Origin of the sequence: Peribacillus sp. TH27, assembly GCF_016650915.1 — a bacterium.
Lineage (GTDB): Bacteria > Bacillota > Bacilli > Bacillales > DSM-1321 > Peribacillus > Peribacillus butanolivorans.
On sequence record NZ_JAEKEV010000002.1, the window covers coordinates 4,282,878 to 4,299,258 of the forward strand.

16 protein-coding genes are annotated in these 16,381 nt (G+C 38.5%); 9 read left to right on the top strand and 7 right to left on the bottom strand.

What is annotated here, in order from left to right:
* Positions 1-25 precede the first annotated feature (25 nt).
* Positions 26-724: a polysaccharide deacetylase family protein gene (locus JFU24_RS21965; protein WP_201223248.1), complete on the top strand. Its 699-nt coding sequence runs from the start codon at positions 26-28 to the stop codon at positions 722-724.
* A 1,288-nt stretch (positions 725-2,012) separates the two neighbouring features.
* Here JFU24_RS21965 and JFU24_RS21970 read toward each other — a convergent pair.
* Entirely contained in the window at positions 2,013-2,459 is a 447-nt protein-coding gene (locus JFU24_RS21970; RefSeq protein WP_201223250.1) for a hypothetical protein, read from the bottom strand.
* Between the two features lie 268 nt (positions 2,460-2,727).
* On the opposite strand from JFU24_RS21970, the gene JFU24_RS21975 reads away from it, so the two are divergent.
* Both JFU24_RS21975 and JFU24_RS21980 read left to right on the top strand, forming a co-directional pair.
* The gene (locus JFU24_RS21975) at positions 2,728-4,161 is read left to right on the top strand and encodes a phospholipase D-like domain-containing protein (protein ID WP_201250491.1); all 1,434 of its coding nucleotides are present in this window, start codon (positions 2,728-2,730) and stop codon (positions 4,159-4,161) included.
* Positions 4,162-4,614: 453 nt separating this feature from the next.
* Positions 4,615-5,466, top strand: coding sequence for an MBL fold metallo-hydrolase (locus JFU24_RS21980; protein WP_201186456.1), 852 nt, complete (start codon positions 4,615-4,617; stop codon positions 5,464-5,466).
* A gap of 207 nt (positions 5,467-5,673) precedes the next feature.
* On the opposite strand, the gene JFU24_RS21985 is transcribed toward JFU24_RS21980, so the two are convergent.
* The 5 genes from JFU24_RS21985 to kynU all read right to left on the bottom strand — a co-directional run bounded on the left by JFU24_RS21985 (position 5,674) and on the right by kynU (position 11,165).
* On the bottom strand, positions 5,674-6,306 hold the full coding sequence (locus JFU24_RS21985) for a LysE family translocator (RefSeq protein WP_201186453.1): 633 nt from the start codon (positions 6,304-6,306) through the stop codon (positions 5,674-5,676).
* A gap of 376 nt (positions 6,307-6,682) precedes the next feature.
* Positions 6,683-7,309, bottom strand: a complete 627-nt coding sequence (gene kynB, locus JFU24_RS21990; protein ID WP_201186452.1) for an arylformamidase — start codon at positions 7,307-7,309, stop codon at positions 6,683-6,685.
* 76 nt (positions 7,310-7,385) lie between these two features.
* Complete coding sequence (gene kynA / locus JFU24_RS21995; RefSeq protein ID WP_201188021.1) at positions 7,386-8,231, bottom strand: tryptophan 2,3-dioxygenase; 846 nt, start codon at positions 8,229-8,231, stop codon at positions 7,386-7,388.
* A gap of 75 nt (positions 8,232-8,306) precedes the next feature.
* On the bottom strand, positions 8,307-9,728 hold the full coding sequence (locus tag JFU24_RS22000) for an amino acid permease (protein ID WP_201186451.1): 1,422 nt from the start codon (positions 9,726-9,728) through the stop codon (positions 8,307-8,309).
* A 150-nt stretch (positions 9,729-9,878) separates the two neighbouring features.
* Positions 9,879-11,165, bottom strand: a complete 1,287-nt coding sequence (gene kynU / locus JFU24_RS22005) for a kynureninase (RefSeq protein WP_201250492.1) — start codon at positions 11,163-11,165, stop codon at positions 9,879-9,881.
* A 167-nt stretch (positions 11,166-11,332) separates the two neighbouring features.
* Between kynU and JFU24_RS22010 the strand changes: the two genes are divergently transcribed.
* Positions 11,333-11,947 (top strand): TetR/AcrR family transcriptional regulator, encoded by a 615-nt coding sequence (locus JFU24_RS22010; RefSeq protein ID WP_098175631.1) that lies wholly within the window; start codon positions 11,333-11,335, stop codon positions 11,945-11,947.
* Between the two features lie 114 nt (positions 11,948-12,061).
* On the opposite strand, the gene JFU24_RS22015 is transcribed toward JFU24_RS22010, so the two are convergent.
* On the bottom strand, positions 12,062-12,352 hold the full coding sequence (locus JFU24_RS22015; RefSeq protein ID WP_201250493.1) for a hypothetical protein: 291 nt from the start codon (positions 12,350-12,352) through the stop codon (positions 12,062-12,064).
* A 422-nt stretch (positions 12,353-12,774) separates the two neighbouring features.
* Here JFU24_RS22015 and JFU24_RS22020 point away from each other — a divergent pair, with 422 nt between their 5' ends.
* The 5 genes from JFU24_RS22020 to JFU24_RS22040 all read left to right on the top strand — a co-directional run bounded on the left by JFU24_RS22020 (position 12,775) and on the right by JFU24_RS22040 (position 16,359).
* Positions 12,775-13,119, top strand: coding sequence for a lmo0954 family membrane protein (locus JFU24_RS22020; RefSeq protein ID WP_053347522.1), 345 nt, complete (start codon positions 12,775-12,777; stop codon positions 13,117-13,119).
* A 19-nt stretch (positions 13,120-13,138) separates the two neighbouring features.
* Positions 13,139-13,774, top strand: coding sequence for a PspA/IM30 family protein (locus JFU24_RS22025; RefSeq protein ID WP_201250494.1), 636 nt, complete (start codon positions 13,139-13,141; stop codon positions 13,772-13,774).
* A gap of 161 nt (positions 13,775-13,935) precedes the next feature.
* Positions 13,936-14,682: a cell wall-active antibiotics response protein LiaF gene (gene liaF, locus JFU24_RS22030; RefSeq protein WP_201186447.1), complete on the top strand. Its 747-nt coding sequence runs from the start codon at positions 13,936-13,938 to the stop codon at positions 14,680-14,682.
* Complete coding sequence (locus tag JFU24_RS22035; protein WP_201250495.1) at positions 14,679-15,725, top strand: sensor histidine kinase; 1,047 nt, start codon at positions 14,679-14,681, stop codon at positions 15,723-15,725. Before liaF ends, JFU24_RS22035 begins: the two co-directional genes overlap by 4 nt.
* Positions 15,718-16,359, top strand: a complete 642-nt coding sequence (locus JFU24_RS22040) for a response regulator transcription factor (protein WP_201250496.1) — start codon at positions 15,718-15,720, stop codon at positions 16,357-16,359. Before JFU24_RS22035 ends, JFU24_RS22040 begins: the two co-directional genes overlap by 8 nt.
* The last annotated feature ends 22 nt before the right edge of the window (positions 16,360-16,381 follow it).

The following is a 16,381-nucleotide window of genomic DNA, read 5'->3' on the forward strand; positions in this document are numbered from 1 at the left end:
ACTTTTAGAAAGAAAGGTTGTATTTATGAAAAAGAAATTAATATTTATTGGAATCGGAATACTGTTAGTTTTTATTCTATTATTTAGTACATATAAATTAATGAATTCTAGAACACACCAATTATTCGGAGGGTTAACAGCAAAAGTCGAGACAAATCAAAAAGTGGTTGCTCTAACTTTTGATGATGGTCCATCGAAGAATGTAAATCAGATTCTACCACTATTAGATAAATACAATGTAAAGGCTACATTCTTCCTAATCGGTAACGAAATAGAAAGATACCCAGAGGAAGCTAAAAAAATTGTAGAAGCAGGACATCAAATTGGAAATCATACCTATTCTCACAAGCGAATGGTTTTTAAATCGTCCTCCTATATCAAAGAGGAAATCGAGAAAACGGATAAATTAATTCAAAACTTCGGATATAAGGGTGAAATTGACGTTCGACCACCCAACGGAAAAAAACTTGTAGGCTTGCCTTATTACTTAAATAAAAATGATAGGGACACTATAACCTGGAATATTGAGCCAGATAGCTATTACAATTCTGCTTCTGACAAAGTAAATTATGTGAAGGATCATATTAAACCAGGTTCGATTATATTAATGCATCCCATGTATGATGATACGGGTAAAGAACTTCAAGCGATTGAAGGTGTATTAAAATTGTTATCAAACGAAGGATATACATTTGTAACTGTTAATGAGCTTCAGAGTTTTTAAGTTATATAGCTAATAGTGTATTTTTTACCACCTGAATGAACCACTTCAAAAATCAGGGTTGCTGCGGCAACCTTTTTATTATGGTTTCTGGGCAAGTTATATTTCAATATTCACAGAATAGTACAAAATGTGGGTGGCATATTGTTTCTTAACGGAATGAATCTGTATTGTTTATTCTAATTATTACTAATATCTACTATGGTTTGATTTTCCTATTCTTTAGTATAAATAAAGATTTGAAAATGGGGCTGGTTACTTTGTATCGGAATAAAAATGCCGCTCTAATCATTATTTTGTGTATCCTGTTACTCTTATTTCTTGTTGTGATCGTTTTCCGCCACATTACTATATACTTCGTGTATAGTTCAGGCATCGGACCTTTATTACTTAGGTAATAATTTTGACTATTGTTATTCTTTTTTTAAAAGGTTATAAGTAACCAGGATTTAATGGAGAAGAAGGTACTATCCATCAATAAGTGAGGTTGTCTGCGGCAACCTTTTTGTTGTGTAACGAAAGAACCAGGTTAGTTACATTAAGACATCGACAAAAAGACACTTTATAAAGATGGCCGTGTAGTAGAAGAATAAGGGGTAAATCAGGTGAAATTTGTTCTTTAGTGGGATTTTTAAAAAAACATACTGAAATTAAATATATCTATATTTTTCTATAAATAACAAGTAAATACAGATATAATAGTAAATGGACAGCAATTTGGTATAGTGGGCAGCGGTGACTCCTTTAAGAAAGGGGGTGTCGCTGGTGATTTCTATAATGGACGGTTTGATGCTTATGATCTCATTCGCCTCTTTAATCGTCGCAGTAATCGCGGTTACATTAAAAAAGTAACCCCCTCCATACCATCCGGCCAGATGTATGTAGGAAAAGGGTTACTTTCTTGATCGAGTAGCTACTGACTTACCACAGAAAGCCGCTGCTCTTTATGCAGTTTGCTGTTCATTAAGACGCTGGTTTTTACCAGTGTCTTTTTTTATATATGATAGTTATCTTTATTATATCCTCATTTTACCTATACATTCAACTAAAAAACATGGCAAATGGAGTTAGGCCTAACTGTAACGGACATGAAGTTCAATTCATTTTCATTAAATCTTGAAGTTATTTCAAAGCAGATCTTGCGGAAAACGAAAGGCTTTGCCGCCGGTGCCCGTTATCCAAGCCGTATCTAGGAACTTGAAGGCTTGGTAAAATGACTGAAGTGAAATAAAAAAAGCACTAAAGCTTTCGGATTTCAAGAGGATCCACTTTAGGGCCATGTATAACCAGATTAGATTTTTGTTAAGTTCTTGTCAGATTCCAGTTTGTATAATTTCATTCCCTTGTACGAGGTAATCGAAGGAATCAAACAAAATAGCGCCATGGGTAAACAATAAAGTATATAGACATGTCCTCCGTTTTGCAGCAAGGGGATATACGCTAAAGCAACAAAGAGCAAAACGAAAAAAATGATTGTGAAGATCCCGAAAGATTGATGATAGAAAGCATAAATTTCACTTCTTCGTTCTTCTTGATTGTGTGAAGTCTTTGCAGCTTTGTTTGTTCGAAGAAATAGGTATAAGGAGACTAATAGAAATAAAGCGGAAAATGGTAAAGCTAAAGCAAATAATGAAACGTCTAGAATGGAAAGATAAAAGCTAGATAAAAAGAACACTTCGGAAACACCTAATGCAAAACAATAATTGAAAATACTTATCTTATCAGGTCGTTTAAGCATGAAATCCCTCCTTCTATATATATATTATGCAACTGCTTTCATGTTCACGACTCTGTCACATTTAAAAGAAAAATAAATGTTCCAAGTTCCACCCAGGATCATGCTTTCGGTCCTAAGACAGGTAAATGGTCACTATACGAAATGAAATAAACCCTCTGGCTAACTAGTCAGAGGGTTTATTCTTAGGAGGATTTATTTAAGCTTGAAGATGTTGAATAGAGTCCGTACTTATTACGAATAGTAATAAAATGTAAAGGGGGAGAGCGCTATGACTGCACAAACGATGATTAAAGGATTTCTGCTCGTTCTTCTATTATATTTCCTGTATATAGTGGTGACGGCAGTGGTCCTTTTCTACTTCCTCAAGGAAAAAGAAGAAGATAGGCCGATTAAACATATAAGTGAATATATGGGGGAGAAGGAATCCACCGTGGATCGTGTCCTGCTTCTTGAAGATGGTTATGAATCGGGACTAGCCCGAATGCGAATGATCCAGGAAGCCCAGCATTCAATCGATATTGCCTACTACGCTTTTGGAAAAGGAAAATCTACTGAACTTATTCTTGGAGCCTTGTTCGAAGCTGCTGACCGGGGTGTCAAAGTTAGAATCCTTCTGGATGGAATTTCTCATGGACTCAGAGGTCAATTAAGCAGTGTCCGTTATGCACTGGCATCACATGAAAACATTGAATTAAGGTACTACGAAACCTTTAAGCCATTTAAGCCCTGGACCTGGCATAACCGCCTCCATGACAAGATAATCACTGCAGATGGAAAGTTAGGCATCATCGGAGGAAGGAATATCGCCGATAAGTATTTAGCAAGCAATCCGCCGCCCAAGAATTATGTCTATGACCGGGATGTACTCATTTTCAATGCTGAACAGGAGAAAGATAGTGTTATCGTTGAAATGAAAGACTATATACATGAATTATGGACTCATCCGTATACGAGCGAAGTCTTTGCGGACCTTTCGAAAAGGCAAAAGGAAAAAGGAAAACGCGTCAGAGATACATTATTAAATCAATACAGCAAAGCTAATCAAAATAATGCCGATTTCGTTAATCCGGCCATCGATTGGAGCAAGTCTACAACACCTACTAAAAAAGTGTCCTTCATTCATAATCCAATCGAACGTTTCAATAAACACCCTTTTGTGTGGAGATCTCTAGTGGATATTGCTGCGAACGCCAATAAGTCGGTACTTATCCAGAGTCCCTATATTGTTCCTGCGGATGCCATGAAGGAATATGTACCAAAGAATATGGATTCAAAAGCTGATTGGACCATACTTACCAACTCGGTGACATCAACCCCGAATGTGATAGCTTTTTCCAGTTACTTGGCACTTAGGGATAGTATCGTTGAGACAGGGGCAAGGCTTTATGAATATTCAAAGCTTTATTCATTGCACGGTAAATCGGCTGTTTACGATCAGCGATTAAGTGCAGTTGGTTCCTTCAATCTGGATTCGCGATCTGCCTTTTTAAATACAGAATCGATAGTGATAATCGATGGTGAAGAATTTGCAGCGCAATTGACAGGGGCCATCGAGTCGAAAATCTCAGATAGTACACTCGTCGCGGACAATAAAAGATATATAGAACCACCTGAAGATAAGAAAAAGGAAGAATCTTTCTTTAAAGCGACCTTTTTAAATGCCCTTTCGAAAATAACGGTATATTGGAAAAGGTTCGTTTGAATGATGACGAAAAGACAGCAATCCAGTGATTGTTGTCTTTTAGTTTGGAGAAATAGTATACCAAGCTTGATGGAACGAAAGAAAATTATGTAAAATTCAACATATTGGAAACCTTAATTATTATAATGATAGAAATAAAGCTAACGCTATAAAATGAGTTTCTGAAAATATATGTATAGGAGGAGATTTATGAGTCAAAATGAATGTGATAGAAAGATTGAACAATTGATTCAGAAGTTTAATCCACAAATCAAGTTGCTTAGAACATGGAAGTTACAAGGTGGTGTGCCTGCTAATTAAAGGGGATGATTTCAACGCTTATCATCGTAACAGAATAGGTAAATTTTTTATGGGGATAATTAGCTAATCAACAGATGTGTAATTTTGCTATACTTAAGCAAGCTGATTGATGTTTTGGTCAGATAATTAAACTATCCTAAGGAGAACAGAAACATGCAAACTTTACAGCATCTATCGAAACATATTGTCTACCTGACTCCAGTGGGAGAAACTGATCGGCCCATTCTCGCCGCCGTTTCTGGAGCTAAGAAAACTATCATCATTGATGCCGGTAACTCTGTCCAGCATGCACAGCTTTTTCAGGACGAATTACTACAGGCTAATATAAGCGGGAATTTTCTTGTTCTTACCCATTCCCACTGGGACCATGTATTTGGTCTGGAGAATGTGAGAATACCGGTAATTTGTCAGGAGAAAACTTACAACAATATTAAGGATATGCAGCAGCTTTCATGGGAAGATCACGATCTTGATCAACGGGTCGAAGCAGGGATTGAGATTCCATTTTGTGCCGATGCAATCAAATTGGAACTCGGGACAAAGAGAAATATTGACCTGCCGTTGCCCGATATTATCTTTGAAACAGCGATTACCATTGATCTTGGCGATATAACCTGTGTAATTGAACACGTTGGCGGTGATCATGCAGCAGACTCTTGTATCATTTATGTTCCGGAGGAAAAAACATTATTTCTAGGAGATTGTCTTTATGCCAATCTTTATGCAGAAAAATGGAATTATACGGCTGAACAAGCTTTGCTGCTCATTAAGAAGATTGAAGCCTATGATGCCGATACATATATACTCTCCCATCACGAAAAGCCCAGCACGAAGCAGGAAATGGAGACCGAGCTAAAGCTAATGAAAGATTGTGCAAGGCTTGTCGTCAACTATCAGGGAAATCGTGATTTAATGGAGCAGGAATTGGCCAAGCAGCTAAACCGGAAATTAACCGAAAGTGAACTCGAAACAGTTGGTTTTTTTGTAAACGGATATGCTGAATAATTACGAGGACTAAAAGCGGCTATATATGGTGCTGAGTATGCCAAGGGCCAGACAATCACTTTTGTCCGACGTTACGGCCGATTGCTTTTTGTAATGATTAGATGGGAGATTTCATAGAGAACTTGAAGTCAGTGTATCTCTAAGTCATCTAATTATCCTTCAATAAAAGCCCCTTCGTTTTATCAACGAAGGGGCTTAAACAGCCAATTAATTATGAGCTTTTTCTAGAGCTAGTTTTATCCCAAAACCTATCAGTATCGCACCCGTTATTCCTTCAAAAATCGCTTGTGTTCTAGGCTTTTTCATAAAAGCACTAATCTGATTCAATAAATAGATATAAAATACAAACCACACTAAGGTTAATACGGTATACGTTAAACCCATTATAAGAAACGGTAAAAATGTATTGGTTCCATGGTCAACAAACTGTGGCAAGAAAGTTAAGAAGAAAACCGCCACTTTAGGATTCAGCAGGTTGGTAAGGAACCCTTGCTTAAAGTAAGACTGGTTTTCATACTTATTTTTGACAGCCGTTTCAGTGGTTGCTGCCACTTCCTTGTTTTTTAATCCCCATAACGTCTTGATGCCTAGATATACCAAGTAAACGGCACCGACGTATTTGAAAATAGAAAATAATAAAGCGGATTTTACAATGATTGCTGAAAGGCCAAACACTGCAGCTGATGTATGAATAAGAAGTGCGCAACACGTACCAAACATCGTCTTGAAACCTCCCGTTGTCCCAACGGTAACGGTATTCCTTGTTGTTATTGCTGTATCTGGACCAGGTAGAATAATGAGAAGAATACACGTAATCACAAACAAATAAAAGTTTTCCATTTATGGACCTCCATTCAAAGATGAAAATTCTAAAAATTGTTACATTTAATTTAACATAAATGAACGTAGTTTGGGGAGGTAAATAAGTAAGCCGAATTCCTGTAAGTAGTAGTTGTGATCATGTGAAAAAACTATGAAACACAGCATTAATAACCTCTTAAATAAAGAATGGACTGAAATCTATCTATGATTTTGATTTTTTTTTATCGAACTAAGGGAGGAGATAAAAATGTTATGGGAAATTTTCTATACGTAGGGGATGAATAGCAATTCTCCATGGGCAGCTTAATTAAAAAAGATAAAAAACAAGCCGAATCATTTTTGTGACTCGGCTTGTTTTTTTATTTAAATCTAGTGAAAATCTATCTATTTCTTTTTAGGGTAATTTTTTCAACACCGCACGTACCGGACTTCCATCTGCTTCAACTAATGGAAGTGGGAGGGCTGCCAATTCATAATCCCCCGGTAACACATCATCTAATACAAGCCCCTCCAAAATGTGAATTCCATGCTCAGCAAGTTCATGATGGGCAGACAGTTCTTTACTATCTAATGGATCTACTGATGGTAAATCAAGACCAATAAGACGAACACCGAGTTCTGAAAGATAAGCCGCTAATTCTGGTTGGATATGAGGAATAGTTTGTGGAAACACACGACGATCCTTCCAGGCATCTGTGCGAATTAACAGACGGGTCACTCCTTCTAAATCTATACTGGATAATTCATGGACTCCTATGCTTGTCTTGTTTGGTAAATGGATGACTCGGGCACTTCCAATATATAAATCGAGATCCAGTTCAATCACTCTTTTTCCATCATTATCAAAATGAAAAGGTGCATCAATATGAGTACCAGTGTGTATACTCATATTGATTTGACCTACGTTGACAGATCCACTCTCTTCTTTACTCCAATTGACCTTGTATGAGAAAGGTGTATCTCCAGGCCAGACTGCGACATTTTCATCCAGACGTTGTGAAATATCAATCCATGTACCCATGTATCTTACCTCCATCTCTTCTGGCTATTGCTTTCTTTGCCACTTTTTCAAAAAGAATAACGTACTTAATTTCTTCTTAAAGCTTCGTTCTTAGACTCCATAGTTCTGGGAAAAAGTGTTGGTCTAGAGCTCTTTTTAAATACGTAACACCTGATGATCCACCAGTTCCTTGTTTATGACCAATAATTCTTTCCACAGTACTCATATGATTAAAACGCCATAATTGCTGTTGATTGCCAATGTCCACTAACTTCTCGGCCAACTCATATAAGTCCCAATATTGCTCGACATCGCGGTAAACTGTCAGCCACGCTTCTTCTACACTGGTATTTGGTTCATATCTTTGTGACCAATCCCTATTAATAGCTTCTTGATCAACAGGTAGTCCACGGGCCACAAGAGCATTAATCGCCGCGTCATAAATACTTGGCTTATGAAGAGCCTGCTGCATTTGCTCGTATAGATCTGTCTGATGTTGATAGACTGATAGCGTATGAACATTTTTGTTACCTAGTGCAAATTCAATCAAACGATTCTGATAAGATTGGAATCCAGAAGATTGTCCTAGTTTATCCCTAAACTCCATGTATTCAGCCGGTGTCAAAGTTGAAAGGACACTCCATGACTGAATCAGTTGCTGCTGAATTCTCGAAACGCGTGACAACATTTTAAACGAGGGTTCCAAATTGTTTTGGCGTATACACTGAGTAGCAGCTGTCAACTCATGTAAAATGAGCTTCATCCATAATTCACTCGCTTGATGGATAACGATAAATAGCATTTCATCATGATGATCGGAACATCTATGTTGACTAGTTAAAATCTTATCAAGGTGGAGATAATCTCCGTAAGACATCGATTTTTGAAAATCGGTTTGAATTTCTTTCTCTAGACCAGTTATTGTTTGTTCATTGGTATCCATATTCTTCATTCCGCAATCCCCCCACTTTTCATATTCAAAAAACTGTGATTTCTCCATACTAGTTATTCCGTCATTCTATTCTATCTTCTCTTCCAGAGATTCCTCCACTACATTATGATTACTATTTCTTCTTTTCGAAACAAAATAAGCGACAGATAAAAATAGTAACCAAGGAATCCCGAATTGAAGCATAATTTTGAAATCTGTAAACCATGTCGTAATCATTAAGCTAAATAGAAGAACGGCTCCTAGTATCGTTAAATAGGGAAAACCGATCATCCTTACCGGTAATTTGCGTCCGCCTGTTTTCTCCCATTTCACCCTGAAAAACAAATGAGAAATGAAGATGATAAGCCATGTGAACATAGCACCGAACATGGAAATTCCCATCATGAATGCATAGGAGGAACCAGGAAGTAACGCATGAACGCCTGCAGCAATAAGAATCCCGGTTGTAGAGACAGCAAGTGCTTTTGCCGGAACACCCCTTTTGTTTAGGTTTCCTAAAAAGCTGGGTGCATGTTTTCCACGCGCCAATGAAAACATCATACGAGTTGAAGCATAGAGCTGAGCATTCATGGCAGATAAAGCAGCCGTTAAAATAATAAAGTTCATGATCCCGGATGCACCTGGAATGTTCAAGATTTCCATCACTTTTACGAATGGACTCTCCTCGATCCCAGCCGTTTTCCACGGAACGATCATCAACATGATTCCAATTGTCAACACATAGAAGGTGGATAAACGGAAGACAGTCGCTTTCAATGCTTTTGGAACAGCTGCATCTGGATCTTTTGCTTCTCCTGATGTAACCGCTATCATTTCAGTACCAAGAAAGCTGAATAAAGAAATAAATACGGCTATCCACATTCCCTTTAAACCAAATGGGAAAAAACCTCCTTCATTCACAAAGTTTTCCGGCCCTATATGTGGCTGTTCGGATGAACCGAATAGTACATAGGCTCCAAGGAGAATAAAACCAACAATGGCACTTATTTTAATAAAGGAGAACCAATACTCAAAAGTAGCGAATGTATTCACGCTGGTAGCATTTACATAAATCAGGACACCTGCAAACAACAAAATCCATACGATTCCCGGCACGGTCGGAAACCAATAATTCATATACACGCTGACTGCACTTACTTCAACCCCAACTGCCAGAACATTGCCAATCCAATAGGAATAGCGGACAAGATAGCCTGCCATAGGAGTCATGTACTTTTCAGCAATAGCTCCAAAAGAACCGGAAGTAGGATGGGCAACCGTCATTTCGGCTAAACAGCCCATCAACAGCAAAACAATGAACGCCCCGAGTGCATAGCTGAGCAATACACTTGGCCCTGCCGCTTGAATTGCAAGCCCGCTGCCAAGGAATAGCCCTGTCCCGATGGCACAGCCCATCGCGATCATGGAAAGCTGATTTGTTTCTAAATCACGTTTTAACCCTTTCTCCGGCCCATCTTTAAAGTTCAATTGAGTATTTTTGTTCTCCATAGTTCATCCCCTTTTTATCCAAAAAGATTTTATCCTACCCTAATAGGCAGTGAGTTTCCACCTCTTTAAGCGTAGGCTAACCGAATATAATAACCGACTGATTCGACACTAACCATTAGAGGGATGAGCCTCATCTGGTGGAATTCCATGTTATGCGACCACTTCACGCTCATTCTTGAATTTTTCATATTGTTTTTTTGTCATGATTTTTTTGAGAATTTGTACAACTTCCCAAACTTCTGCATAGGAAGTATAGAGTGCAACTGGAGCAAGACGAATGATGTTTGGTGCTCGGAAATCCGGAATCACACCGTTTTCTTTCAATGCCTTACAAATGCGTGCAGCTTCTTTATGCTCGAGGCTCACATGACCTCCGCGACGTACGTCTTCTCTAGGAGTTCCAATGAAAAACCCCAGGTCTTTCAACTCGAGTTCGATTAAGTCTATTAAATATTGATTAATTTTAAGAGATTTTTCCCTAATATTCTCTATACCAGCTTCTATAAACATTTCTAAAGACCCAATCAAAGGTGCACAACTTAATACATGTGGCGTTCCAATTTGATAAGCGCCTGCTGATTCAGCTGGTGTTAATGTATGTTCCATATCGAATTGTTTATCTTTTCTAGACCCGAACCATCCAGCCAATCCAGGCATCGTTCCAAAATGTTTTCGATTTACATATAAGCCGCCAACACCGCCAGGACCGCCATTTAAATGTTTATAATTGCACCAATATGCAAAGTCAACATCCCATTCACTGAATGAATGCGGGATCGCTCCAATAGAATGACATCCGTCAAATCCAATTAATATTCCTCTTTTATGAGCTTCATCAGTTAATCGTTTCATGTCCAATATTTGACCGCTGCGGTACAGTACTGTTGGCAAGATGATTAAAGCAATATCATCGGTCATTGCTTCGATAATATCATCCTCTTCTAAAAATCGGCCATCCCGACTTTTCACGCGGATGAGATCGGTTTCCGGATCGTATCCATGTGTACGAAGCTGACTTTGAAGAGCATAAATATCAGTCGGAAAGGTTAATTCATCTGCTAAAATTTTTGTACGCATTCCTTTAGGCTTATAAAAAGTAGCTACAAGTTGATGCAGATTTACAGTTGTCGAGCCTGTTACAATAACTTCCTCAGGAGAAGCTCCCACTAATTGGGCAATCTTCGCGCCCAATTTCTCTGCCATGAAAAACCATGGGTGATTCCCTTGTGTCCATCCATCAATCCCATGTTCTTTCCAATCTTCTAAGGATTCCAAAAGAGTACGTTCAGCTCTTTTCGAAAGAAGCCCCAATGAGTTTCCATCCATATAGATCGAATTTGGCTTTAAATAAAACTCTTCACGATAACAACGAAGGGTATCTTCTTTATCCATTTGTTTTGCGTAATCTAATGTGTGTTGAAAGCCGTTTGAAAGCATAATTATCCTCCCTTATTCTATTTTTCTTATAATTCTAGGAGAATCGTACCAAAGAATATGACACGATGTCAATAAGTTAATTCAGAAAATTTTAAACATTAAATTATTCAAATGTTTTTTATTTTTATTGAAATCCTTTATGCTAGAAGATAAGGGGAGGAATAGGAATGGATAATGGTAAAGTAGGGGATAAACGACATTTGCGCTCAATTATGACACGTCAAAAGTTATTAGAAGCTGCAAAGGAAATATTTCTTGAAGAAGGTTTTCAAGCTGCGGTTATTTCCCAAATGATCAAAAAGGCAAACATCGGGTATGGAACGGCCTATGTTCATTTTAAAGGAAAAGAGGATCTTTTAATTGTATTAATGGAGAATGTTATGGAGCAATTTTATGAAATTGCCGAGACCTCTTTCTTTCCAAAATCGAAGGACGAAGCAGAACGTATTATAAATAAACAAGCTAATGCTTTTTTAAAAATGGCAGAGGCTGAACGCAATATGATGCAAGTTTTCGAGCAGGCTATTGGGATTTCAACTGTTATCTCAGATAAATGGAAGGCAATCCGTGTAAAGTTTATACAGCGAATTTCAAAGGACGTTGCCTATGCACAGCAAAATGGGCTAGCAAGAGCTGAATTAAACCATGAGCTTGTTGCAAGAGGTTGGTTTTTCGCAAATGAAATGTATCTTTGGGAAATTGTCCGAAACGAACATCAGAGTTCTGTCGAAGAAATTGCTAAAACCATCACGTCTGTTTACGTCGAAGGTCTTTATCTATAACTTTATTTTTAGACAATAAGCAATGAATATATATTTTACTAAAAGCATGCATGTCAAGTAATCTTCCGGTTTTACAGTCGGAAGATTTTATTTTATTTAATCAAGGTTTTACAGCTACTTTAAAGGCTTTCCCACTACACACCTCTTATCGGAAAACTTCTTATACAAGCACTTATAACCAAAACCAGCTGAATTCACGAGTAAAGCAGCCAAACTCACGAGTAAAACAGCCAAACTCACGAGTAAAGCAGCCAAACTCACGAGTAAACCTCTCAAATTCAATAAAGCAGCCAAACTCACGAGTAAAACGACTGAATTCACGAGTAAAGCAGCTAAACTCACGAGTAAACCTCTCAAATTCACGAGTAAAGCAGCCAAACTCACGAGTAAAACAACCCAACTCACGAGTAAACCTCTCAAATTCACGAGTAAAACGCCGAACTCACGAGTAAACCTCCCAAATTCACGAGTAAACCTCTCAAATTCACGAGTAAAGCAGCCAAATTCACGAGTAAACCTCTCAAATTCACGAGTAAAACGCCGAACTCACGAGTAAACCTCTCAACTCATGAGTAAAACTCCAAACTCACGAGTAAACCTCCCAAATTTACGAGTAAAACGCCCAACTCACGAGTAAACATCTCAAACTCACGAGTAAAACAACCCAACTCACGAGTAAACCTCTCAAATTCAGGAACAAAACGCCCTCATTAGTGTGAGGCTTAGTACCACTACGCCTTAAGTCTTACTTAAAAATATAGCTAAGGCTCATTATACGAACTTGCAAAACTAGATAAGATAGAAACAAGGAAAGGAGGACGAAAACAATGAAGAAATTTGGTTTATTTATTGTAGGGCTGATCGCATTATTTATCTTGCTAGCGAATGTGGGTCCATTAATCAGCTTGGCGATTTGCTTGGCTATTCTATATTTTGGATTCAAACAGTTCATGAAGTCCGAATCGACAGGAGCCAAAATTGCCTGGGGATCAATCTCCCTTATCGTGCTAATAGTTGCTGTTTCTCATATCCCAGCGATATTAGGACTAGTAGCAGCTTACGTTCTTTACCTCGTCTATAAAAAATGGAATGAAAATGATGAAATTGTATCGAAAGAAACAGACCCATTCTCGAATTTTGAAAGAGAGTGGAAAGAGTTAAATAAAAACTAGGAGAAGGGATGGAATTGGAATGAGTAATCTATTTTCAAGAATGAAACAAACGATTTCAGCGGATTTTCACGACTTGTTGGATAAAAAGGAGCAAAAAAATCCAATTGGAATGTTAAATCAATATCTGCGTCAATGTGAGCAGGAGGCAGAGAAGGTAGGAAAGCTGGTTGAACGTCAATATCTACTGAAAGAAGAGTTTACTCGTGAATATAGTCAAGCGCAAAATCTAGCCGAAAAGCGTAAACATCAGGCTGAAATTGCTAAGCAGGCTGGAGAAATTGATTTAATGGAATTCGCCTTAAAGGAAAACCTACACTATGAAGATCGGGCGCTAAGTTTGAAGGAAGCGCAAAAAAGTGCAGAAGTTCAGTTAAATGAACTGGAGCGGAAATATGAAGAAATGAAGCATAAGCTCAAGGATATGCATCTTAAGAGAATGGAACTGATGGGCAGGGAGAATATTGCCCGGGCAAACCACCGGATCAATCGGGTTTTGAATGCTGGTAGCTCCGATGCCAAACCGATAGCGAAGTTTGATGAAATGGAGCAATATATAGATCGTATTGAGAATCAAGTCCATTCAGATTATAATCGACATACTATCGATGCCAGGATTGTCCAGCTTGAAAAGGAAATGGAACAGAAAGAAGCTTAGTCGATTTTTTATTAAAGCTTTGCTGTTATCCCCCAACTGCTTGGAATCGAAGGTGGGGGAAAACAGTCTGTTAGAACGTGATATATTCATGGTATTCTTAAAAGGCACGGGTTCCTGTGCCTTTTAAGAATATCATGACAATTTACAGAGGAGGCGAACCGATGTTGAACAAAATGAAAACGGATTATATGGGCTGGATCTTTCTCATCGGAATCGTCCTGCTTATTTTAGAGATTTCATTTAAGGGTGGAGGTCTCCTTTTTTCCCTAGCATTTTCAATTGGACTTATCTATTTAGGAAGGAAATTTTCAAAACGGACAATCGGGAAAATCCTTTTTTTTATAGGTATAATATCTCTTATTATTACTGTCCTGAATATGTTCGTCTTTAGATTTTTCCTAATAGCAATTCTTATTTATCTATTACTTCTTTATTATCAATCGAAAAAAAATCCTGATTGGATCAATCCCGTTTTAACCAATGAGGGGTTTGACGAAGAACAGATCAATAAAGAACGATTATTGAAAACGAATTATCTGTTTCAAAATAGGTTGTTCGGTCATCAACAAACGACCGAACATGTATATGAATGGAATTCCGTAAATGTTCAGGGTGGGGTCGGTGATACAGTTATTGATTTAAGCCGGACGATTTTACCGAAAGACGACGCTGTCATTTCCATCAGAAATATAGTTGGTAATATCACAATCCTAGTACCGTATGGTATTGAAATCAGAGTCCATCATTCGGTCATTGCAGGTAGAGCACGGATTTTTGAAAATAAGCCTGAATCCAGGGTATTTAATCAAATCTATTCCTATCAAACGGAAGGGTTCAATGAAACGGATCAAAAGGTTCATATCATCACTTCTATCTTAGTTGGGGATTTAGAGGTGAAGCGGGTATGAGTATACTGACACGTCAGATATTGAGTGCCCTTTGTGTTTCTTTCGTCCTTTCCCTTGCCTTGCCGGCAGCGGTTTTCTTTGTTTTTCCTTTATCTGACTGGAGATTATTGTGGGATAAAGTGGTCATGGGGTTACCCTTCGTCATATTCCTGCCAAGTCTGGTCATTACGGTAGGGCTGATCTATGGAGTCGTTTCAGGGATGTTTTGGAAGAGGCAGCTGCAAAGGATGGATGAAGGGCTTTATTTACTTGAACAAGGCCGCTTACCTTCGCAGCAGGAAATGTATCCAGTCCAAGAGATGGCTAAAATGGTTGAACGGATGAATCAGATCCAAAAGCATATCAATGAGCAGACAAAATTATCTCAAAAAATGGCGAATGAAAAGGCCATTGATCAGGAGAAACAGATCCAGGAAATTGTTTCACAGGAACGAAACCGTTTGGCGCGGGAACTGCATGATTCAGTGAGCCAGCAATTGTTTGCCGCTTCGATGTTCATGTCGGCCATTACAGAGTCACAATCTAATATGGAAAAAACGGAAATGAAACAATTCAAGGTAGTGGAAGAGATGATCCATCAATCTCAGCTCGAGATGAGGGCTTTATTGCTGCACCTGAGACCCGTTGCGTTAAAGGGAAAATCATTGCAGGAAGGAATGAAGGAGCTCCTCGAGGAATTGGGCCAAAAAGTGACGATGGATATAAATTGGAAGATGGAGCCCGTTACTCTGGATAAGGGGATTGAGGACCATCTGTTTCGGATTTTACAAGAATCGATTTCCAATACACTAAGACATGCAAAAGCGAGCTCGCTTGAAGTGCTATTGATCGTTCGTGATGAGTTGATCATTTTACGGATTACGGATGATGGCATCGGCTTTAACGTCGAGGAGTCGAAAACCGGATCATATGGTCTGCAAAACATGCATGAACGAGCTGTTGAATTAGGCGGAACGATGAAACTGGTAAGTGTTCCGAATAAAGGAACACAACTTGAAGTGAAAATCCCATTATTAAATACAGGAGGTGATCATGATGATTAAAGTATTATTTGTCGATGATCATGAAATGGTAAGAATAGGGGTATCTGCCTATTTATCCGCACAGGCAGATATCGAAGTGATTGGTGAAGCGGACAATGGTTTGAAAGCTGTTGAACTAGCGATGGAGTTGCGTCCAGATATCATTTTGATGGATTTGGTTATGCCAGAAATGGACGGCATAGAAGCGACTAAACGAATTATTGAAAAATGGCCTGAAGCAAAAATCATCATTGTGACAAGCTTCCTGGATGACGAAAAAGTGTATCCGGCATTGGAAGCCGGGGCGACAAGCTATATGTTGAAAACATCAAAGGCGAGCGAGATTGCGAGAGCCGTCCGTTCCACCTTTCAAGGGCAAAGTGTACTTGAACCTGAAGTGACCGGGAAAATGATGGAAAAGTTACGTCGCCCTCAGAAAACCCAACTTCATGAACAATTGACAAACCGGGAAATGGAAATTTTGCTGTTGATGACACAAGGGAAAACGAATCAGGAAATTGCGGATGACCTATACATAGCCCTGAAAACAGCCAAAGTACATGTTAGCAATATATTAAGTAAGCTTGCGGTGCAGGACCGCACCCAAGCAGTGATTTACGCATTTAAACATTCGCTCGTTCAAGAAGAAGAGTGATATTGAAAAACCGGCTTCAATT